Annotated in this window: 17 protein-coding genes, 1 pseudogene and 1 riboswitch; of the genes and pseudogenes, 4 read left to right on the top strand and 14 right to left on the bottom strand. The window is 72.2% G+C overall.

The genetic code is table 11. From position 1 onward, the window contains the following. Positions 1-166: 166 nt before the first annotated feature. Positions 167-1,546: an NAD(P)/FAD-dependent oxidoreductase gene (locus ACFYOP_RS25615; protein WP_356894260.1), complete on the bottom strand. Its 1,380-nt coding sequence runs from the start codon at positions 1,544-1,546 to the stop codon at positions 167-169. Positions 1,547-2,043: 497 nt separating this feature from the next. Here ACFYOP_RS25615 and ACFYOP_RS25610 point away from each other — a divergent pair, with 497 nt between their 5' ends. Beyond that, positions 2,044-2,844 carry a VOC family protein gene (locus ACFYOP_RS25610; RefSeq protein WP_356894262.1) on the top strand — a complete coding sequence of 267 codons (801 nt, stop codon included), beginning with the start codon at positions 2,044-2,046 and terminating at the stop codon, positions 2,842-2,844. Here the strand turns inward: ACFYOP_RS25610 and ACFYOP_RS25605 are convergent. From ACFYOP_RS25605 to ACFYOP_RS25565, 9 genes are all read right to left on the bottom strand, one after another. Further along, positions 2,841-3,821 (bottom strand): Ppx/GppA phosphatase family protein, encoded by a 981-nt coding sequence (locus ACFYOP_RS25605; protein ID WP_356894264.1) that lies wholly within the window; start codon positions 3,819-3,821, stop codon positions 2,841-2,843. The genes ACFYOP_RS25610 and ACFYOP_RS25605 overlap by 4 nt on opposite strands. Beyond that, positions 3,818-4,381: a DUF501 domain-containing protein gene (locus ACFYOP_RS25600; RefSeq protein ID WP_356894266.1), complete on the bottom strand. Its 564-nt coding sequence runs from the start codon at positions 4,379-4,381 to the stop codon at positions 3,818-3,820. Before ACFYOP_RS25600 ends, ACFYOP_RS25605 begins: the two co-directional genes overlap by 4 nt. Before the next feature lie 61 nt (positions 4,382-4,442). Then, positions 4,443-4,922: a septum formation initiator family protein gene (locus tag ACFYOP_RS25595; RefSeq protein WP_356894268.1), complete on the bottom strand. Its 480-nt coding sequence runs from the start codon at positions 4,920-4,922 to the stop codon at positions 4,443-4,445. 123 nt (positions 4,923-5,045) lie between these two features. Then, positions 5,046-6,338 carry a phosphopyruvate hydratase gene (eno, locus tag ACFYOP_RS25590; RefSeq protein WP_356894270.1) on the bottom strand — a complete coding sequence of 431 codons (1,293 nt, stop codon included), beginning with the start codon at positions 6,336-6,338 and terminating at the stop codon, positions 5,046-5,048. A 317-nt stretch (positions 6,339-6,655) separates the two neighbouring features. Beyond that, on the bottom strand, positions 6,656-7,342 hold the full coding sequence (locus ACFYOP_RS25585) for a transglycosylase family protein (protein ID WP_356894371.1): 687 nt from the start codon (positions 7,340-7,342) through the stop codon (positions 6,656-6,658). A gap of 6 nt (positions 7,343-7,348) precedes the next feature. Then, positions 7,349-7,535, bottom strand: a riboswitch (cyclic di-AMP (ydaO/yuaA leader). A gap of 270 nt (positions 7,536-7,805) precedes the next feature. Next, positions 7,806-8,738, bottom strand: coding sequence for a transglycosylase family protein (locus ACFYOP_RS25580; protein ID WP_388452897.1), 933 nt, complete (start codon positions 8,736-8,738; stop codon positions 7,806-7,808). A gap of 206 nt (positions 8,739-8,944) precedes the next feature. Then, the gene (locus ACFYOP_RS25575) at positions 8,945-10,222 is read right to left on the bottom strand and encodes a cytochrome P450 (RefSeq protein ID WP_356894274.1); all 1,278 of its coding nucleotides are present in this window, start codon (positions 10,220-10,222) and stop codon (positions 8,945-8,947) included. Beyond that, positions 10,219-11,205, bottom strand: a complete 987-nt coding sequence (locus ACFYOP_RS25570; protein ID WP_356894276.1) for a nucleoside triphosphate pyrophosphohydrolase — start codon at positions 11,203-11,205, stop codon at positions 10,219-10,221. The genes ACFYOP_RS25575 and ACFYOP_RS25570 overlap by 4 nt, the downstream gene beginning before the upstream one ends. Before the next feature lie 22 nt (positions 11,206-11,227). Then, positions 11,228-11,878: a SurA N-terminal domain-containing protein gene (locus ACFYOP_RS25565; RefSeq protein WP_356894278.1), complete on the bottom strand. Its 651-nt coding sequence runs from the start codon at positions 11,876-11,878 to the stop codon at positions 11,228-11,230. 441 nt (positions 11,879-12,319) lie between these two features. Here ACFYOP_RS25565 and ACFYOP_RS25560 point away from each other — a divergent pair, with 441 nt between their 5' ends. After that, the gene (locus ACFYOP_RS25560) at positions 12,320-13,270 is read left to right on the top strand and encodes a glycosyltransferase family 2 protein (protein WP_356894280.1); all 951 of its coding nucleotides are present in this window, start codon (positions 12,320-12,322) and stop codon (positions 13,268-13,270) included. Next, the gene (locus ACFYOP_RS25555; RefSeq protein ID WP_356894282.1) at positions 13,267-14,577 is read left to right on the top strand and encodes a polysialyltransferase family glycosyltransferase; all 1,311 of its coding nucleotides are present in this window, start codon (positions 13,267-13,269) and stop codon (positions 14,575-14,577) included. The genes ACFYOP_RS25560 and ACFYOP_RS25555 overlap by 4 nt, the downstream gene beginning before the upstream one ends. Positions 14,578-14,611: 34 nt before the next feature. Here the strand turns inward: ACFYOP_RS25555 and ACFYOP_RS25550 are convergent, their stop codons facing one another. Further along, a complete protein-coding gene (locus ACFYOP_RS25550; protein WP_356894284.1) occupies positions 14,612-15,040 on the bottom strand; it encodes a GtrA family protein in 429 nt (142 codons plus the stop codon). 332 nt (positions 15,041-15,372) lie between these two features. On the opposite strand from ACFYOP_RS25550, the pseudogene ACFYOP_RS25545 reads away from it, so the two are divergent. Continuing rightward, positions 15,373-15,861 (top strand): annotated as a pseudogene (locus ACFYOP_RS25545) (class I SAM-dependent methyltransferase); the annotation flags it as partial. Positions 15,862-15,882: 21 nt separating this feature from the next. On the opposite strand, the gene ACFYOP_RS25540 reads toward ACFYOP_RS25545, so the two are convergent. The 3 genes from ACFYOP_RS25540 to ACFYOP_RS25530 all read right to left on the bottom strand — a co-directional run bounded on the left by ACFYOP_RS25540 (position 15,883) and on the right by ACFYOP_RS25530 (position 20,282). Further along, positions 15,883-17,394, bottom strand: coding sequence for a serine/threonine-protein kinase (locus ACFYOP_RS25540; RefSeq protein WP_356894288.1), 1,512 nt, complete (start codon positions 17,392-17,394; stop codon positions 15,883-15,885). After that, complete coding sequence (locus tag ACFYOP_RS25535; RefSeq protein ID WP_356894290.1) at positions 17,391-18,062, bottom strand: hypothetical protein; 672 nt, start codon at positions 18,060-18,062, stop codon at positions 17,391-17,393. Before ACFYOP_RS25535 ends, ACFYOP_RS25540 begins: the two co-directional genes overlap by 4 nt. A gap of 171 nt (positions 18,063-18,233) precedes the next feature. Further along, positions 18,234-20,282, bottom strand: coding sequence for an N-6 DNA methylase (locus ACFYOP_RS25530; RefSeq protein ID WP_356894292.1), 2,049 nt, complete (start codon positions 20,280-20,282; stop codon positions 18,234-18,236). Between the last annotated feature and the right edge of the window lie 159 nt (positions 20,283-20,441).

The following is a 20,441-nucleotide window of genomic DNA, read 5'->3' as shown; positions in this document are numbered from 1 at the left end:
CGGCCAGGCTCCAGCCCCGCCGGCGCTTGAGGCGCGGGGCTCGGGGCGGAGCCCCGACACAGACCGGCCGGCCGGCCCAGAGCCTGGGGCGGCGCCCCCGGGAACGCGAAGGGGCCGCCCGCACCACGGATGGCGGGCGACCCCTACGCAAGGGCGAGCGGTACCGCTAGGACGCCTTGGCCTTCTCGGACTCCGGCTTCGCCGCAACCGGCGCCGGCTTCGCCGCCTCGTAGAACTCCTCGCGCGGCGTCTCCATCGCGCCGAGGGAGACGACCTCGCGCTTGAGGAACATCGCCAGCGTCCAGTCGGCGAACACACGGATCTTGCGGTTCCAGGTCGGCATGGCCATGCCGTGGTAGCCACGGTGCATGTACCAGGCCAGCCGGCCCTTGAGCTTGATCTTGACCTTGCCCATGACGATCATCGCGACGCCCTTGTGCAGGCCGAGACCGGCGACCGCACCCTTGTTCGCGTGCTCGTAGGACTTCTGCGGGAAGCCGCGCATCCCGGAGATGACGTTGTCGCCGAGGACCTTCGCCTGACGCAGCGCGTGCTGGGCGTTCGGCGGGCACCAGGCGTTCTCGACGCCGGCCTTGCGGGCGGCCATGTCGGGGATCTGGGCGTTGTCGCCGGCGGCCCAGATGTAGTCGGTGCCGTTGACCTGGAGGGTCTCGTTGCAGTCGACGTGGCCGCGGGGGCCGAGCGGCAGGCCGTAGCGGGCCAGCGCCGGGTTCGGCTTGACGCCGGCCGTCCACACGATGGTGCTGGAGTCGACCTCGAGGCCGTTCTTCAGCACCACGTGGCCGTCGACGCAGGAGTCCATGGAGGTGGAGAGGTAGACCTCGACCCCACGGCCCTCGAGGTGCTCCTTGCCGTACTTGCCGAGCTTCGGGCCGACCTCGGGAAGGATCTTGTCCGCGGCGTCGACCAGGATGAAGCGCATGTCCTCGCGCTTCACGTTGTTGTAGTACTTGGCCGCGTCACGGGCCAGGTCCTCGACCTCGCCTATGGTCTCGGCGCCGGCGAAGCCACCGCCGACGAAGACGAAGGTGAGCGCCTTGCGGCGGACGTCCTCGTCGGTCGTCGAGTCGGCCTTGTCCAGCTGCTCGAGGACGTGGTTGCGCAGGCCGATGGCCTCTTCGATGCCCTTCATGCCGATGCCCTGCTCGGCGAGGCCGGGGATCGGGAAGGTGCGCGAGATCGCGCCGAGCGCGACGACCAGGTAGTCGAAGGGCAGCTCGTACGCCTCGCCGACAAGCGGCGAGATCGTGGCGACCTTGCGGTCCTGATCGATGGTCGTGACCCGGCCGGTGAGAACCTCTGCCTTGGGCAGCACGCGTCGCAGCGGGACGACGACATGCCGAGGCGAGATGCTGCCTGCGGCAGCTTCGGGGAGGAAGGGCTGGTACGTCATGTACGACCGCGGGTCGACGACCGTGACGGTCGCCTCGCCGTAGCGCATCTTCTTGAGAATGCGCCGAGCTGCGTACAGGCCTACGTACCCACCGCCTACAACGAGGATCCTGGGACGCTCCGTGGTGCTCATGCCATCGAGTATCCACCCCCCTCGGAGGGGGCGCTCGTGAGCCCCTTCACAAGCTCTTCCCCCCACTCTGCTACACTGCCCCGCCCACGTGACCGAGGTCATGACCTCCACGGGGAACCGGGGTGCGGCCGGAAACGTTGACCACCCCTCTGAGCTGGCCCCCAGGGCGTGCGGGCGGGTAGACCACCGCCCCTTGCACGCTGGGGGCGCAAGCATCCATGCACCTTCGAATGTGCTGTTCCGGTCCCAACAGGCGGGCATGGGAGGGCTTTCGAGCCTCCGACGGGTCCCTCGGCCCGGTTTTCCTTGTGAAGAAGTTCACGAACTTTCCCGCGAGGGTCGACGGGGCGGCCGGAAAAGCGGCCGCGAACCCCCCTGCGCGGGTCGACGGGCGAGGGTCCGGGCGCGGTGCCAGGCTGACTCCAGGATGTGGCCAGGATGTGGCATATCCACAGAACCCGGTCAGCACCGGCTGAATCACGGAGAAAGGGCATCGAGTGATCACCACTGACTTCGTCCCCGGCTCGCCCGCCTGGCTCGACCTGGGCGCGCCCGACATCGACGCGGCCGCCGCCTTCTACGGCGCCGTGTTCGGCTGGCAGGCCCAGGCCTTCGACGAGGAGATGACCAGCTACAAGGCGTTCCGCCTCGACGGCAAGGCGGTGGGCGCGGTCGGGCAGCTCACCGAGGAGGGCGCCCGGTCGGCCTGGATGGTCTACTTCCACACGCCGGACATCGAAGCCACCGTCAAGGCGGTCGAGGAGGCCGGGGGCGCCGTCCGCACCCCGCCGTCCGAGGTGGCGGACGAGGGCCGGTTCGCCCAGGTCACCGACCCGCAGGGCGCCCAGTTCGCAGTCTGGCAGCCCGGCAGCTACCCCGGTGTCGAGGCCGTGGACGGCCCCGGCAGTCTCGGCTGGATCGAGCTCTACACCACCGACTCGAAGGCCGCGCAGGACTTCTACGGCCGCGTCTTCGGCTGGACCGGTCAGGACATGGAACTCCCCGGCGGCGGCGGGACGTACACGATGGTGACGCCCAAGGACTGCCCCCCGGAACGGATGTTCGGCGGCGTCATGGCGGTCCCCGACATGTTCGCGTCCGGCGACGCGCGGCCGTACTGGCACCCCGTCTTCGGTACCGCCGACTGCGACGCCACGGTCGCCCTCGTACGCGAGAAGGGCGGCTCGGTCTCGATGGGCCCCGAGGACGCGGAGGGCGTCGGCCGCCTGGCGGTGTGCAACGACCCGGCCGGGGCGGAGTTCGTGGTCCTCACCCCGGAGCCGGCCCCCGCGACCTAGGGCCTCACTGGTCCGGCCTGATCCGACGACCGACCCTGGCCGCGGTCCTCGTTCGCGATGCTGTAGGCGATGCCGTCGAGGATGTCGTGTTCGCTCACGACCACCTCGCGGGCGCCGATGCGCCGCATGACCGTGCGCAGCACCAGCGCCCCGGCCGCGATGACGTCGACGCGGCCGGGGTGCATCACGCCGATCGCAGCGCGCTCGTCGTGCGTGGAGTTCAGCAGCATGGTGGTGATCTCCTCGACCTGCTCGAAGGAGATCCGCGAGTGGTGGATGGCCGCGGAGTCGTACGCGTCGAGACCCAGCGCGATCCCGGCGACCGTGGTCACCGAGCCGGCGAGCCCGACGAGCGTGTGGGCCTCGCGGATGGGCACCGTCTTCTCGACCTCGTCGAGCGCCGCCTCGATGTCCGCGGTGATCGCGGCGATCTGTTCCGGCGTCGCCGGGCTGTCCGGCGCGTGCCGCTCGGTCATCCGTACGCAACCGATGTCGACGGACCGGGCGGCGCCGGCGTGCTCCTCGCCGACGACGAACTCGGTGGAGCCGCCGCCGATGTCGACCACCAGACAGGGCTTGGCGATGTCGGAGCGGCCGTCGAGGGACTTCGTGGCGCCGGTGAAGGAGAACTCGGCCTCCTGGTCGCCGCTGATCACCTCCGGCTCCACACCGAGGATGCCGAGCACACCGGCGACGAAGTCGTCCCGGTTCTCGGCGTCCCGGGAAGCGGACGTGGCGACGAAGCGCAGACGCCGCGCGCCGTGCTCCTTGATCACGGCGGCGTACTCGCGACAGGCGGCGAACGTGCGCTCCAGCGCCTCGGGGGCGAGGCGGCCGGTACGGTCGACGTCCTGGCCGAGGCGGACGATCGTCATCCGGCGGTCGAGGTCGACGAGAGCGCCGGTGGCGGGGTCGACGTCCGCGACGAGCAGACGGATCGAGTTGGTGCCGCAGTCGACGGCGGCGACGCGGGTCATTCGGCGGCGTCCTCTCCCTGTCCGCCCGACGTCCCGCACGCGGTCCCGGCCGGGGTCACGCACGGGCCCTTCGCCCACCACTCGGGCAGCATCGCGATCGCCTCGTCGCCCAGCGGGTTCACCCCGGGGCCGGCCGCCAGCGAGTGGCCGACCAGGACGTGCAGGCACTTCACCCGGTCCGGCATGCCGCCCGCGCTGGGGAAGCCCTCCAGGACCTCGATGGCGTCACGGCGGGCGATGTAGTCCTCGTGGGCGGCCCGGTACGCGGCGGCCAGTTCCGGGTCGGCCGCCAGGCGTTCGGTCATCTCCTTCATGACGCCGTTCGCCTCGAGCGTGCCGATCGCGGAGGCGGCCCGCGGACACGTCAGGTAGTACAGCGTCGGGAAGGGGGTGCCGTCGGGGAGCCGCGGAGCGGTCTCGACGACGTCGGGCTGCCCGCAGGGGCAGCGGTGCGCGATCGAACGCAGACCGCGCGGCGGCCGGCCGAGCTGCTCCTTGAACGCGGCGACGTCCGCGTCCGTGGGCTCGGTGGGTTCGGTGGTGGGAGGAGGGGTTTCCATGCCTGCCTTGTTCGGTGACTGCTGCTACTGCTGCCAGGTACTGCTACTGCTACTGCTACTGCTACTGCTGCGGACCGTCGGCGCTGTCCACGCCGTTCCATACGTTCGAGTACCACGGCCGGTCGGCCGCGCCGCTCTCTTCGCGCTCCCGCTCCGCGGCCTCGGGGTCGATCATGGTGAAACCGGTCTCTCCCGGGACCACGTAGTGCAGATGCGCGCGGGCGAGGCGCCGGATGTACATGTCGTCCTGGAGGCGCGCCTTCTCGTCCTTGAGCTGCTCGACCTGTGCGCGCGCCTCGTCCATGAGGCGTTCCTGCTCGGCGATGTCCGCCCGCTGGGAGACGTACTGGCGCATCGGGTAGGCGAGCGCCACGACGAGCGAGCAGACGACGAGGGCGAGAAAGGCCGCGCGGCCGGTGAGCCGGGAGCGGCGGGCCTGGCGGCGGTTCTGGGAGCGGTAGACGCGGGCGGCGGTCTGCTCGCCGAGCAGCCGCAGCCTGGTCGCGGTGGAGACCCTGTCCGCTTCCGGCCTGCGCGCCATCCCACTCGCCTCCCCTTCACACGCCGACGTCCCCGGACACGGTACGGGACCGCGGCCGGGGACGTACGTACGACAGGGCGTCAGCCGGTGATCACCGGTGACCCAGCGACGCTCGGGCCGTGCTCAGCCCTCGTACTTGAACCGCGGGAACGCGCTGCGGCCCGCGTACACCGCCGCGTCGTCGAGGATCTCCTCGATGCGCAGCAGCTGGTTGTACTTGGCGACGCGCTCGGAGCGGGCCGGGGCGCCGGTCTTGATCTGGCCGCAGTTGGTGGCGACGGCCAGGTCGGCGATGGTGACGTCCTCGGTCTCGCCGGAGCGGTGGGACATCATGCACTTGAAGCCGCTGCGCTGGGCGAGCTCGACGGCGTCGAGGGTCTCGGTCAGCGAGCCGATCTGGTTGACCTTGACGAGCAGCGCGTTCGCGGCGTTCTCGTCGATGCCGCGGGCCAGGCGCTCCGGGTTGGTGACGAAGAGGTCGTCGCCGACGATCTGGACCTTGGTGCCCAGCTTCTCGGTGAGGACCTTCCAGCCGTCCCAGTCGTCCTCGAACAGCGGGTCCTCGATGGAGACCAGCGGGTACGAGGCGGCGAGCTCCTCGTAGTACTCGGTCATCTCGGCGGCCGAGCGGGACTTGCCCTCGAACTCGTAGGAGCCGTCCTTGTAGAACTCGGACGCGGCGACGTCGAGCGCGAGCGCGATGTCCTTGCCCGGGGTGTAGCCGGCCTCCTTGACGGCCTCGAGGATGAGGTCGAGGGCGGCGCGGTTGGAGTCGAGGTTCGGCGCGAAGCCGCCCTCGTCGCCGAGGCCGGTGGACAGGCCCTTCTGCTTCAGGACCTTCTTGAGGGTGTGGTAGACCTCGGTGCCCCAGCGCAGCGCCTCGGAGAACGACTCGGCGCCGATCGGCGCGATCATGAACTCCTGGATGTCCACGTTGGAGTCGGCGTGCGAGCCGCCGTTCAGGATGTTCATCATCGGAACGGGCAGCAGGTGCGCGTTCGGGCCGCCAAGGTAGCGGAAGAGCGGCAGGTCGGAGGCCTCGGAGGCGGCGTGCGCGACGGCGAGGGAGACGCCGAGGATGGCGTTGGCGCCGAGCGAGGACTTGTCCGGGGTGGCGTCCAGGTCGAACATCGCCTGGTCGATCAGGCGCTGTTCGGTGGCGTCGTAGCCGACGAGCTCCGGGCCGATCTGCTCGATGACGGCGAGGACGGCCTTCTCGACGCCCTTGCCCTGGTAGCGGTTCTGGTCACCGTCGCGGAGCTCGAGAGCCTCGAACGCACCGGTGGAGGCGCCGGACGGAACTGCAGCACGACCCGTGCTGCCGTCGTCGAGGCCAACCTCGACCTCGACCGTGGGGTTGCCTCGGGAGTCCAGGATTTCCCGGGCTACGACGACGTCGATGGACGGCACGAGCATCTCCTTCTGGGATGTGACGCGAGAAAAGTGCAGAGGTCTGCTTGGCCTTGCGGCAAGAGCCTAACCGCCCCGGCGGCAAAGGCCCGGCCGATGCCCGCCCCCTGGGACGAAAAAGGGCATCAAGCCCCTTGTGACCGGACAAACAGGATGGTTCCTACCAGCGGGTAACCCGCTTCCTCCGGCAGACCCCGACCCCTCGACGGAACGGGCCCCGGCCCGGCGCGTACGGGGGAAGGCGCGCCGGACCGGGGTGCTCGGGTCCCGTTCGACAGACGGGCGCCTCCCACGACCGCCGGACCGTGGGAGGCAGGGGCGGGTCAGCGCAGGTGGAGCTGCTGGCCCGGGTAAATCACGTCGGCGTCCTCGACGATGTCCTTGTTCAGCTCGAACAGCTTCTCCCAGCCGCCCTCGACCTTCTCGGCCTGCGCGATCTTGCCGAGGGTGTCGCCGGCCTCGACCTTGTACTCGCCGTCACCCTTCTTGAAGCCCTTGGCCTTCGGAGCGGCGGCGGGCCGCTCGGCCTTCGGGGCCGGGGCGGGGGCCTCGGTGCGCTCGGAGCGCGTGGTGGGCGCCTCGGAGCGCTCCTGGGACGGCTGCGCGGGCGCGGCCTCGGCGGAGCCGCCGCCGTAGGAGGCGCTGGACAGGCCGACGCCGCAGCTCGGCCAGGCGCCCTTGCCCTGGCCGGCCAGGACCTTCTCGGCTATCTCGATCTGCTGGACCTTGGACGCCTGGTCGGCGGTCGAGGCGTACGCGGTGCCGCCGTACGCGGCCCAGGTGGAGGCGGAGAACTGCAGACCGCCGTAGTAGCCGTTGCCCGTGTTGATGGACCAGTTGCCGCCGGACTCGCACTGGGCGACGGCGTCCCACTCGGAAGCGGTGGCGGCGGAGGCGGAGGTCGCGCCGAGAACCGGGGCGGCGATGGCGGCGCCGGCGACACCGGCGAGCGCGACGAGACGGGTGACCTTCGACGGACGACGGTGCTTGGCCTTGCCGGAAGAACGCAGCATGGAACTTCTCCTCACCGACGCCTACGAGGTGAGCTGTCGGGTTCGGGCCTGTGAGTTGCCCGGCCGTACGTCCGTGGGACGTACGGGCTTCACCCCCAGCCGGCTCCGGTCCGCCGGATCTCTCGATCCGGGCGAACGGCCCCGGCGCTTACCTTGGGTCCCCCGCTCCTGCCTTCGGCGCTCTGAGCGACGACTGTTCCCCCCGACCGACGGCAGGATTCGGCGTATCGGTCGACGGTGCCCGCGGTGGCGAGCGGTTCAGACCGTAGACACAGGACTCCCCGATGTTCAAAGTCGAACATCGGGGAGAAAACGCCCGAACCGACCACCCGAAGATGTCCGTTTTCGCAGGTGAGGGGCGGAGTGGCCGAATTCGTGGGGCGTTGCACCCCAGTTGGGGCGAAGAGACCCTTGTCTCACTCGAACGAAGCGGACATAAGCCCATGAACCGCCGCGTGAACTAGCCCTGACCCAGGCTCAGGTCGAGGCTCTGACCGGGCAGGATGAGGTCCGGGTCGGATCCGACCGTCTTCTCGTTCGCCTCGTAGAGGGCCGGCCACCCGCCGGGCACCTCTTCCGCGGCGGCGATGTCGCACAGATTGTCGCCGGGCTGAACGGTGTACGAGCCCGGGGCGGTTGCCCCGACGTCACCCTTGCGGCCCGCGCCGTCACCCCGTGAGGCATGGCGGCCGTCCTCGCGTACGCCCTCCGAACCGCCCGTGGCGGACTCGTCGCCCGGCGCACCGCGGTGCTTGCCGGTGCCGGTCGGCGTCTCGCCGGACGGGGCCGCCCCGGTGGCGTCGTCCGTGGGCGCCGTGCGGGTGTCGCCCCCGGTCGCCGGCCGGTCGGTCGCGTCGCCGGAGGGCGTGCCCGCGTCACGGGTGTCCGGCGCGCCGGAGCCGCCCGTGGGGTCCGAGTCGTCCGCCGAGCCCTCGGCGGGCTTGTCGCCCGCCGGGCCGGTCGGCTCGCGGACGTCGAGCGGGTCGTCGGGAGAATCGGAAGCGTCGGGCGACGGCTCGCCGTCCGGCGCGTCGCTCTGCTTCGGCAGCGGCAGGATGCCCGGGTCGACGCCGGTGTCGGTGCCGTCGTCCTGGAGCCCGGCGAGCGGACCGCAGGCGGGCCAGGCGCCGGGACCCTGGGCGGCGAGGACCTTCTCCGCGACCGCTATCTGCTGCGAGCGGCTCGCGAGGTCGGCGCTCGGCGCGTAGGCGGTGCCGCCGTACGCGGCCCAGGTCTCCTGCGAGAACTGCAGCCCGCCGTAGTAGCCGTTGCCGAAGTCGGCGCTCCACGCCCCGCCGCTCTCGCACTCCGCGACGCGGTCCCAGGTGCCGGCGTCGGCCGCGGACGCCGAGCCCGCGCCGAGCAGCGGGATCGCGATGGCCGAACCGGTCACCCCTGCCGCGACGATGAGGGCCGGAGCCTGGCGGGGTCGGCGGTGTCGTCCGTTCCCGGAGAGCATGCGGTTGCCTTTCGCGTGACAGCTGAGAATCCTGCGGCCTGCTGATGCCTGCCGAGTGACGGTGAACGTAGTCGCATTCGAACGTGAGTCACAAGTCGATGCAGCGGAGATCACGTGAAAGTCACAGACTTGACGCAGCGTCAGTTTGTTTGCACCGTGAACTCAACGGGCAGAGTGCGCAATCCGCGCATGATGAGCCCCCCACGCCACCGCAAATCGGCCGGATCCCCCGCAAGCCGCAAGTCCGGCATTCTGCGGAGCAGGGTGGCCAGCGCGGTCTGCCCCTCGAGCCGGGCGAGCGGGGCGCCGAGGCAGTAGTGGATGCCGTGGCCGTACCCCAGATGCTGGTTGTCGGTCCGGGACAGATCGAGGGTGTCCGGGGCGTCGAAGCGTGCCGGGTCGCGGTCGGCGGCCGCGAGGACGACGAGCACGGGGTCGCCCGCCGCGATCCGCTGCCCGCCGACGGTGAGCGGCTCGGTGGCGAACCGCCAGGTCGCCAGCTCCACCGGCCCGTCGTAGCGCAGCAGTTCCTCCACGCCCGTCTCCAGCAGGCCGCTGTCCCCGGCCGCCAGCGACGCCTGGAGGCGCTCACGCTGCTCGGGGTGGCGCAGCAGCGCGTAGACGCCGTTGCCGATGAGGTTGACGGTGGTCTCGAAGCCCGCGAAGAGGAGGATGAAGGCCATCGCGGCCGCCTCGTTCTCGGTGAGGTGCTCGCCGTGGTCGGACGCCTTGATGAGCCCCGAGATGAGGTCGTCTCCCGGCTCCTCCCTTTTACGGTGGATCAGTTCGGCCAGATAGCCGCGCATCTTCTTCACCGAGCGGGCGACGCCGCCGCGCGGGCCGCCGCCGTGGCCCGGCTTGAGATGTCGCAGCATCATCCCGGCCCAGTCGCGGAAGTCGTCCTGGTCCTCGGGCGGGACGCCGAGCATGTCGCAGATGGCGTAGATGGGCAGCGGGAACGCGAACTCGTGGATGAGGTCCGCCTCCCCCTTCTCCGCGCCGTGCTGTTTTTCGAAGATGTCGTCGATGAACCGGTCCGTCAGCTCCTGCACCCGCGGCGCGAACTCGGCCACCCGGCGCGGCGTGAACGCCTTGGAGACCAGCCGGCGCAGCCGGGTGTGGTCCGGCGGGTCGATGTTCAGCAGATGCGTCATCAACTCGGCCTTGCGTTCGCCCGGGATGCCCGTCTTGCCCTTGGCGTGCGCGGGCTCGGCGTGATGCGCCGGGTTCTTCGACAGCCGCTGGTCGGCGAGCGCCTGCCGGGCGTCCGCGTAGCGGGTGACCAGCCATGCCTCGACCCCGCTGGGCAGCCGGGTCCGGTGCACGGGCGAGTGCTCGCGCAGCCAGGCGTAGGCGGGGTACGGGTCGGTGGCGAACTCCCAGGTGAAGAGCTCGGGCGCGGTGTTCGGGTCGTTCACCCCTCGACGTTACCGGGCCGGCCCTCCGCCGCCCGGATCGCGTCCCGGTAGGCCCGGGCCGCCGCCCGCAGCGCCGCCTCCGGGTCGACGCCGTCCGCCTCCGCGCGTACGGCCAGCGCCAGCAGCTCGTAGCCGATGCCCGCTCCGGCCGGGAGTTCCACGTCGAGGCCGGCCGTCCGGACCCGGGACGCGAGCTTCGCCGCCAGCGCGAGACCCGGCTGGCCGAGCGGCACGCCGTCGGTCACCGATTCGCGCTGCTTCTCGACCGCCTTGGTCCGCAACCAGTGCGCCTTGACCTCCTCGGGTGTCGAGGCGGTCTCCTCGCCGAAGACGTGCGGGTGCCGGTGGATCAGCTTCTCGACGATCGTGCCGGCGACGTCGTCCACCGAGAACGGCTCCTCCGCGTCCTCTTCCGCGATGCGCGCGTGGAAGACGACCTGGAGCAGTACGTCCCCCAGCTCCTCGCGCAGCTCGTCCCGGTCGCCTTCCTCGATGGCCTCGACGAGCTCGTACGCCTCCTCGATGCCGTACTTGGCCAGACCCTTGTGGGTCTGCTGCGAGGACCAGGGGCACTCGCGGCGGATCCGGTCCATGACCTCCACGAGATCCAGCAGCCGCGCGCCGGGCAGGTCGTACGCCCCGGGGAGCAGTTCCAGGTCCGGCATGGTCATCCGGCCGGAGCCGCCGAGGCGGGCCAGGCCGTCGGTCAGCGCGGTCTCGCCCTCGCCGGAGGCCAGCACGACGACGGTGCGGCCGCCGGCCGCGCAGTACTCCACCAGCTCCTCGGCGGCCGGCGCGGCGTGCTCGACGGTGACGCCGGCCTCCCGCAGATACGCCAGCTGCCGGTGCGCCGGGTCGGCGCACAGCACCCGGTCCGCGGCGTGCAGCGTCCGCCACGCCGGCCAGGACAGCAGCCCCGGCGCGACGCGGTGGCTGGCGGTGAGCAGGACGATACGGCCGGCGGTGGATGCTTCGGTGGTCACACCCCGAACCTACCGCCCGGCCCTACGCACCCGTCTCGACGGGCTCCTGGGCCCTGGACACCTCGGTGATCCAGGGCGCCCGGTACGTGCCGAGCTCGAGCTTCTTGTCGTCCCAGGTGCCGTAACGCGGGTTCACGTCGATGTCCAGGGACTTCGCCGCGGCGGAGAACGTCTCGTTCAGCTTCTGCTGGCCCTCGGGGCTGTTCGCCGCGCCGAGGGCCGTGGCGATCTTGCCGACGAGGACGTCGCGGCGCACGGCGTCGTCGACCTGGTCCGGGGCGACACCGCGCTGCTGCAGATACATGGCGACGAGCTGGTCCTCGCCCCCGGCCTGCCGTACGAGCGCCTCGCGCCCGTCCTGGATCTCCTTGCGGCTGACGCTCACCCCGGCGTCGTCGGCGGCGCGCTGCACGACCCGGTCGACGATCAGGTCGTACAGCTTGGCGCGGCCGAGCTGCCCCGTGTCCTTGATCATCTGCTCCGCCTGCGGCGAGTCCTGCTGCGCGTCGCGCACGTCCCGGACCTTCGCCTGGACTGCGGACACGTCGATCCGCTGCCCGCCGACCACGGCGGCGGCGCCGGGGTGTGACTGGTCGCCGCAGGCGGCGAGAAGCGGCACGCCGGCGACGAGCGCGGCGGAGAGAATGAGCGCGGTACGACGACGGCGGTGCAAAGGAGCCTCCCGTGGCGAGATTGTGCATCGGTGCACAAGCCTTGCGGTGATCGATGTTAGGCAGTCCACGTGGTGTGGGCCACTGATTCGCCAAACGATTCGCCAAGCGGTCGGGATGCGGCGCTCCGCCGGGGCGGCCCGGGACCCGGCCCCTGGCCTCATCCCGCTCTTCTCAGGTCCCTGACCAAACGGCACTTCTTCCAGAGAGTCGATCGCCATCGAGTCCAGCCGTGGCAACCAGGTCCAGCACGCTGCGGCGCTGAGCACCATGCGCGCCCAGGCGGAGGAACCCGCCTTCCGGGGGAAGCTCTGCCGAAGCCGGGCAAGCAGTCCCCTGCGGGGCGGTGGTGAGATCCACCGCCCCCGGCGCTCACCCCGCGTTCACCTTCCGCTCACGCCCACGTCCCGGAACGCTCCACCGGGCGCCCGTAGCCTCCCCCGGTGACCACGCTCTCTGTCATCGTCCCCTGCTACAACGTCTCGGCGTACATCGCCGACACCGTGGCAGGTCTGGCGAACAACGCAAGGGAGGACTTCGAGTTCGTCTTCGTCGAGGACCGCTCGACGGACGACACCTTCGAAGCCCTCACCGCACTCGGCGAACGCCTGCCCAACAGCGTCGTCGTACGCCACGAGGAGAACCGGGGCCTCGCCTCGGCGCGCAACACCGGCATCGACCGGGCCAAGGGGCGCTTCCTCACCTTTCTCGACGGCGACGACTGGCTCGGGCCGGGGCATCTCGCCGGGCTCGTCGACGCCGTCCAGCGGCTCGGCGTCGACTTCGTGCGGACCGACCACGTGCAGGTGACAGGGGTGCAGCGGACACTGCAGCGCGCGCCGGAAGGGCGCAGGGACGAACCGCTCGACCCCCGTTCGTCGATCCTGCCGGTCGGCGAGTCGAGCATGGTCGACTACCCGTACGCCTGGGCCGGCATCTACGACGCCACGCTCCTCGAGCGCGGCATGCTGCGGTTCACGGACGGGCTGCGGACGGCAGAGGACCGGCCGTGGATCTGGCAGCTGCACCGGGGCGCCGACTCGTACGCGGTCACCTCCCTGCACCGGATCTTCTACCGGCGGGGCCTGGCCGGCTCCCTCACCCAGATCGGAGACGCACGGCAGCTGGACTTCGTGAAGGCGTTCGACCAGGTCCTGGCCGAGCTCGCCGACGACCCGGAGCGCGACCGCCTGATGCCGAAGGCGATCCGCAGCTACTGCGTCGTCATCGCGCACCAGCTCCGCGACCGGCAGCGTTTCAGCCGCCCCGTCGCCCGGGAGCTCAGGTCCCTCACCACAGGGGCCCTGCGGCGGATGCCCGGCGCCGAACTGGAGGCGGTCCTCGCCGGCCTCGACACCGAACGGCGCACCATCATCCGAAAGGCCGCCGCATGACCACCCAGATCTTCTGCGCCGCCACCCAGTACGCGGCGGCCACGATCACCGCCGCGATCCGGGCCGGCCTGTTCGGACCGCGGTCGCAGCACCGCCGGATCCTGCTGGTCAGCGACACCTCCGCCGCCCCCGAGGTGCACGTGTCGCTGGACCGGATGTCCGGATTCGAGGCGCTGCGGGGGGAGTTCGACGAGGTCCGCTCCTGGAACGAGACGATCCGCCCGCACCACCCGGCCGGCTGGGCGCCCCGTGCACAGGACGTCGTGCTGTGGGAGAAGGCGCTCCGGCTCGCCTGGGACCTCGGCGACGAGAAGGTCGAGATCGCCTGCGAGTCGATCCAGGCCAACCCGTCCCGGGCCATCGCCGCGATCTTCGCCGACAGCCCGATCCATGTGTACGCCGACGGGCTGATGAGTTACGGGCCCACCCGCAATCACCTCGCGTTCCCGATGAGCAGCCGGATCCGCCGGCTGGTCCATCTCGACCTGGTGCCGGGCCTGCGGCCGATGCTGCTGTCCGAGCACGGGGTGGAACCGGTGGCCGTCCCGGACGACGAGTTCCGTGCCGTGCTCGGCGCGATCGGTGCGGCGGCCGACATCGGCGAGGAGCGCTCGACGGCGCTGCTGCTCGGCCAGTACCTCGCCGCCCTGGAGCTGATCAGCGGCGCCGAGGAGGAGGAGCTGCATCTGCGGATGCTGCGCGGAGCGGCGGCCCTCGGACACCGCGCGATCACCTTCAAGCCGCACCCGAGCGCCCCGGCGGACTCCACCCGCGCGCTGGAGGAGGAGGCCGCGGAGCTGGGGGTCGCGCTGCACGTACTGCGCGCGCCGGTACTGGCCGAGACGCTGTACGAGCGGGCGCGGCCGGAGCTGGTGGTCGGCTGCTTCTCCACGGCCATGATCACTGCGGCCGCGTTCTACGGGATCCCGGCCGCCCGGGTGGGCACCGAACTCCTGCTGGAGCGGATCACGCCCTACCAGAACAGCAACCGCATCCCGCTGACGGTCGTCGACGCGCTGGTGCCCGACGTGACCGACCAAGAACGTGCCGGCCGGCCGGCCGACCTGACGGCGGACATCGACGCCCTGGTGCGCGCGGTGGGCTACTGCATGCAGTCCGCGGCGCATCCGGAGCTGCGCGACCGTGCGGCGTCGCTGCTCGCCTCGATGCCTCAGGAGCGGCTCACGCGCTACTTCAAGCGGCGCAGGCTCGCCGGCCTCGGGCTGCCCGGCGCGCCCGCTCCGGCGCTCGGCCAGGCACTGCGGCGCAACCCGGTGGTGCGCGAGGTCGTCCGCCGGCTGCGCTGACGCGCGGCAGGAGACCGCCGGCCGGCACGGGCGGTCAGCGGACCGGTGTGCGCTCCGTCTCCGGAGCGCTCCCGGTCCGGTCGGGCCGCCGCCCGTCGGGGCGGAGCATGATCGTGCGGGAGACGACGAACGTGACCGGGATCGCGGCGGCCGCCGCGACGAGCGGTGCGTACGTGCTGTCGAAGCGGCCCACGCCCACCAGCAGATACACCCCGGCCGTGGTCACCACGAAGTTCGCCGCGTTGGTCAGCGGGAACAGCAGGAACTTCCGCAGCGTCGGCCGGGTCCGGTACGTGAAGTGCGAGGTCAGGAAGAACGATCCGACCATGCTCAGCAGAAAGGCGACCACGTGCGCCGCCACGTACGGCAGCAGGGTCAGCAACGCCAGGTAAAGGCCGTAGTACGTACCGGTGTTCACCACCCCGACCAGGGCGAATCTGAGGATCTGGCCGCGTACCGTCATCGCCCTGCCCGTCCCCCGCGCACCGGTTCCGCTCGTCGTCGTCCGCGACGACCGCCCGGAACAGGGTGACACACCCGGGGCCGTCCGCCCGTTCGGCAGGGCCACGAGGGCGGCAGAGCGGACACGGGGCCCGCAACGTCACGGTCACCGTTCCCGTCGCCGTCGCGACACCAGGACTTCATCTTCCCAGCGTTGTCGCTTGGTGGGCCGGCGGGTGGTTCACGCGTACGTTCCCGGGCATGGCCATTCTCCGCAACCGTCTGACCAAGCGCGCTCTGCGTCCCGCTCTCGGTGTGATCGAGCAGCGCGTCAGACGAGCTGTGCAGCCCGACCGGCCGGCCGGTTCGACGTCCAACAGCTACGGCAAACTCGCCACCGTTCCGCTGCTGTCCCCGCCGAACGGCGCCATCCTCGAGATCGGCACCCTGTACGGGCTGTTCGCCTCCGCGCTCGTGCGGATGGTGCACCGTGCGGGCATCGAGCCCGATCTGACGATCATCGACCCGCCGGCCGGCTCCCAGCTCCAGCCGGGCACGGCGCAGGCCGCCGACCCGACGGGCACACCGGTGCGGGAGGACGTCGTACGGGCCAACCTGGCGCTGGGCGGCAGCTCCGGGACGTACACCACGCGGATCCAGCAGGGCTTCTCCTGGGACCCCGAGGTGCGGGAAGCCGTCTCCGACCGGAAGTACGGCGTGATCATCGTCGACGGCGACCACTCGGAGGACGGGGTCCGCGCCGACCTGGAGTGGGTCGACGGCACGTCCCGGCTGCGGATGCTGGGACGGGTGTCCACCTCCGCCTTCCTGCGGGCGGACTGACCCGACGGCCTCGTTCGCCGGTCAGCCCGGGCGGAACTGCTGCTGGCGCTCCAGGGCGCGGCGCAGTTCCACCGGGAGCTGGTGACAGGGGCCGTACGCGCGCTCCGCGTCGTACAGCAGGGACCGGAACTGCTGGTGCGCCGCCGTGTGGTCGCCGACCGCGAGCAGCAGATGGCCGATGCGGTGGCGGACCTGGAGCGCGCGGTCGTGGTCGGAGCTCTCGTAGTACGGCAGGACCGCGCGGTACTCGGCGAGTGCCGCGGCGGGCCGGCCCAGCTGTTCCAGGCAGAGGGCCGCGTCGTGGCGGAACTGCAGCGACTGCGGGTCGGCCGGGCCGGCCTCCGCCGTGCGGTCGTCGGCGAGGCGGCGCAGTTCCGGCAGGGCGCGGCGGTACTGGCCGTCGTCCATCAGGGTCGCCGCGTACTGCTTGCGCAGGATGCGCACGACGGGCGAGTGCTCGCCGTGCTCGGACGCCGCGGCCGGGAGGATGCCGCCGAGGACGTCCACGGCCTGGGTGATGCTGCCCTCGGCGAGCAGGCGCTTGACCTCGTCGACGGCGCCGGCGACGTCCGGCGCGGGCGCCGTCGCGGGCGGCGGTGCGAGCGGCGGGGCCGGCGTGGTGGACACCCGGTCCGGCCACGGCGCGTGCGGACGCAGGAAGGGGCGCGTCGGGTCGAGCGGCCCCGTCGGCGCGCCGCGCGCGGGCAGCAGCGGCGCCAGCGCCTCGTACACCTCCTGCGCGCCGGACGGCCGGTGCTCCGGGTCCTTGGCGAGCAGCCGCAGGACGAGGGCCTCCAGCGGCTCGGGGACCTCGGGGCGCAGCTGTCGGACCGGCAGCGGCGGCTCGTAGAGGTGGCGGTGGAGAACACCGAGCGCGGTGGAGCCCGCGAAGGGGACGTTGCCGCTGAGGAGTTCGTGCAGCAGGACGCCGAGGGCGTACAGGTCCGTGTACGGGCCGACGGCGCCGCCCATCGCCTGCTCCGGGGCCATGTAGGCGGGGCTGCCGATGGGCGAACCGGTGTGGGTGAGCCGGGTGGTGTCCATGTCGATGACGGACGCGACGCCGAGGTCGAGGACGGTGACCGTGCCGTCGGGCTTGACCATCACGTTGCGCGGCTTGAGGTCGCGGTGGACGATCGGCACGGCGTGCACCGCGCCGAGCACCGCGCACAGCTGCGCGGCGACGCTGACGGCCCATTCCCACGGGTAGGGCTCGTGCTCCGCGAGGTGGTCGGCGAGGTCGGCGCCCTCGACGTACTGCATGACGAGATACAGGTCGTCGTCGTCGCTGCCCGCGTCGTGGACCGTGACCAGGCCGGGGTGGCACACCTGGGCGGTCACCCGGCACTCGCGTACGAAGCGGCGGCGCATCTCGTCCGCGGCGGTGGCGGCGGCCATGTGGTCGGGCCGCAGCAGCTTGACGGCGACGCGCCGGTCGAGACGCCCGTCGTACGCGGTCCAGACCTGGCCCATGCCGCCCTGGCCGATGAGCGCGGCCAGCTCGTAACGGTTCGCGATGACGCGGCCGTTCACTTGCCCTCTTCCTTGCGGAGCAGGTCGCTCAGCTCGTCGAGCTCGGCGCGGACCTGGTCGATCCGCCCGGTGGCGGGGGCGCCGGCCGGCCGCGTGGGCGGTGCGGGCGCGGGTATCGGCTGCGCCGGGGGCTGTACGGGCATGCCGTGGGCCGGGGGCGGGGGCTGTACGGGCGGGGCCGGGGCCTGCGCGGGCGGGTAGCCGTAGCCCGGCTGCTGCGGCATCCCGTAAGGACTTCCGGCCGGCGTCACCGGGCCGTACGGCGACCCCGTCGGCAGCGGCGGCGGCCAGCCCGCGGCCGGGCGCGCGTCCTGGTAGTGGCGGATGTCCGCGACCAGGTAGTGCGTCGGCACACCCAGCGCGAGCCCCAGCAGGGCCACCAGGCACACATAGTCCAGCGGCTCCGGCGGCGGCTCCTCCCCCGGCGTCTCACCGGCGGTGGAGAACTCCCCGATCGCGATGAGGCAGGCCAGGACGACCGCCAGCGAGAGCCAGAACAGCAGCCAGTCCGACCGCCGCCGCCTCATGATCGCGATGCGCAGCATCGTGCCCCAGGCGAGCAGTCCGAAGCTGAGCAGCGCGAGCGCCACGAAGACGACGCGCACGACGACGAGCAGCGCCGTGGAAGGGCGCCGGGGCTGCGGCGGCGCGAAGCCGTGGCCGTGCATTCCTGCTCCTGGGATGGCCTGGACGGGGAACGGGAGAAGAGGAGTCGAGCGGACTGAAGCGTATACACCGACACCGACAAGCGGTTGCCGGATGTACCGAACCGTTGCCCGGTACACCGCTTCGTAAGCGACTCGTGCACGCCTCGACGGACTTCGCCGGTGCCCTGCGGGTCACTCCGGCAGGAGGCTGCCGTCCGTGAGGCCGTCGTGCAGTCCCCGCACCAGCCGTTCGCCCAGCCTGCCGGCCAGCCGCAGCGCCTCCTCGAACTCGCCCAGCGCGCGGAAGCGGTCCCCGTAGCGCCGCTGTTCGGCGAGCGGCAGCCGGGGCAGCTGGAGGCGGCGGACGTCGAGCCGGGTCGCGGTCGACGCGTAGCTGCTGGCTTGCCGCTGGTTGGCGCTGCCGCGCAGGAAACCGGCGAGGAACCAGGGGTCGAGCGCGGCCGGGTCGGGCCGCAGCAGCTGGAGGTTGCGGCCGAGCGCGGCGCCGGCGAGTGCCTCGTCCGCTACGCGCACGATCGCGCCGGCCCCGAGGACGGGGACGACGACGTCGCCCGCCGCGATCAGCACCGGCTCCTCCTCGGCGCCTGCCGGGAGCGTGCCGGAGGGGCTCCGGCCGGCGAGGACGTCCTGTTCGGTGAGGACGGCGACGGGCCCGTCCGCCGGTGCGGAGCCGGCGCCGCCGGCGCGCAGGACAAGGGCGCCGGCGCGGGCGAGTTCGCCGACGGTCGTGGCGGGCCAGTGCGGAGGTGCGGCGGGCGCGGGGGGCAGCACGGGCGGCCGGGGGGTGAGTTCGGTGGTCCGGCCCAGCGTGTGCGTCAGCCGTTCGCGTACGCGGCCCAGTTCTGCGGCCCCGGCGCCCGCGGCGGGGGGCGGCAGATGGCGGGCGGGGGTCAGGTCGACGTCGTCGTCGAGGAGTTCGATGACCGGGACGCACCGGCTGACGCCGGGGGTCTCCGCCACGGTCCCGTGCCGCTCGAAGGGCTGCCAGGCGTCGAGCACCGCGGTGCGGATGGCCTGCCAGTCGAGTCTGTCGCGGCCCGCCGCGGCGTGCGCCGCCGTGGCGGTGTCGACGACGAGCAGTTCCGGCGACGGGCGTTCGGCGGCGGGCCTGCGCAGCACCCACAGATGGAGCGGGATGCCGTAGGGGGGCGCGGCGCCGGCGGGGAGGGCGACGACGGCCCGCAGCGCGCCGCGGCGCAGCAGGCCGGCGCGGACGCGCCGCCCGGAGCGGCGGGACGCGGCGGCGGGCGGCATCAGCAGCACGGCGGTGCCGCCGGGGCGCAGCCGGGCGAGCGCGTGCTGGACCCAGGCCAGCTCGGACTCGGTGCGGGCCGGGAAGCCGTACTCCCACCGGGGGTCGTAGGCCAGCTCCTCGTGGCCCCAGTCGCGCTCGTTGAACGGCGGGTGGCACAGGACGGCGTCGGCGGCGAGCGCGGGGAACGCGTCCGCGCGCAGGGCGTCGCCGGCCGCCGCCCGCACCTCGGCGTCGGCGTGCAGGGCGAGGCGCAGTGCGGTGAGCGCGGCCAGGTCGGGGTCGGCCTCCTGGGCGTGGAGCGCGGCGGGGCGGTCGACGGCGCGCAGCAGGGCGCCCGTTCCGGAGGCGGGGTCGAGCACGGTCCCGGCCGGTCCTACGAGGGCGGCCATCAGCGCGGCGGGCTCGGCCGGTGTGAGTGTGTACTGGCGCGGGCCGGCGTCGAGGTGGCGCCCGAGCAGGAACTCGAACGCCTGGCGGGCGCCGGTCTCCGCGGCGAGCGCGGCGGCCCCGCGCAGGAGCGGCACGGACGGCGCCAACTCGCCCTTGTGAGGCGTCCGTACGGCTCGGGGGGCGTCGAAGCGCAGGGTCAGCACCTCCTCGAGCGCGGCGGGCAGCAGCTCGGCCATGCGGGTGTCGGAGACGGCGCTCAGGGCGGGCCAGCCGGACGGCCGGTGGTGGACCAGGAGGAGTGCGCAGCCGGCGTGGAGGAGGGCGGTGGCGGCTCCGGCGGGGTGGCCGGCCAGTTGCTGCCAGACCCGTTCGCGCAGCGGCACCTCGGCCAGCTTCCCCTGGTCGCGCAGCCAGCGCTCGACCGCGGCGAGGGCGAAGGAGGGACTGGTCTCCGTGCCGCCGACGGGCTTGGGGAAGTCCCCGTGCCGACGCCGCCAGTTGCTCACGGCGGCACGGCCCACGCCCGCGAGGCGGGCGATCTCCGCAGCGGTCACTTCTGGTTCGTTGTCCGGCACTCGACTGTCCCCCGTCCGCTTCAAGTGATCGGCACTGTACTCGGGTTCACGGACCGTGAGCGATTCACAGGCGTGAAGCGATGCGTAACTCCCCTTCACGTTGACTCTGTTCACAACCTCTGCTCTGATTGACCCGGAGCAACACGGGTCACGACAGCG

Source organism: Streptomyces sp. NPDC006294 (assembly GCF_042870895.1).
Classification (GTDB): Bacteria; Actinomycetota; Actinomycetes; order Streptomycetales; family Streptomycetaceae; genus Streptomyces.
The sequence above is the reverse complement of the archived record's forward strand: the minus strand, read 5'-3'. Positions and strand labels throughout refer to the sequence as shown.

Excerpts from the sequence above, each read along its gene's own strand:
- ACFYOP_RS25615 (WP_356894260.1), bottom strand. The coding sequence starts at position 1,546 with ATGAGCACCACGGAGCGTCCCAGGATCCTCGTTGTAGGCGGTGGGTAC.
- ACFYOP_RS25595 (WP_356894268.1), bottom strand. The coding sequence starts at position 4,922 with ATGGCGCGCAGGCCGGAAGCGGACAGGGTCTCCACCGCGACCAGGCTG.
- ACFYOP_RS25600 (WP_356894266.1), bottom strand. The coding sequence starts at position 4,381 with ATGGAAACCCCTCCTCCCACCACCGAACCCACCGAGCCCACGGACGCG.
- ACFYOP_RS25535 (WP_356894290.1), bottom strand. The coding sequence starts at position 18,062 with ATGCACGGCCACGGCTTCGCGCCGCCGCAGCCCCGGCGCCCTTCCACG.
- eno (WP_356894270.1), bottom strand. The coding sequence starts at position 6,338 with ATGCTCGTGCCGTCCATCGACGTCGTCGTAGCCCGGGAAATCCTGGAC.
- ACFYOP_RS25555 (WP_356894282.1), top strand. The coding sequence starts at position 13,267 with ATGACCACCCAGATCTTCTGCGCCGCCACCCAGTACGCGGCGGCCACG.
- ACFYOP_RS25550 (WP_356894284.1), bottom strand. The coding sequence starts at position 15,040 with ATGACGGTACGCGGCCAGATCCTCAGATTCGCCCTGGTCGGGGTGGTG.
- ACFYOP_RS25605 (WP_356894264.1), bottom strand. The coding sequence starts at position 3,821 with ATGACCCGCGTCGCCGCCGTCGACTGCGGCACCAACTCGATCCGTCTG.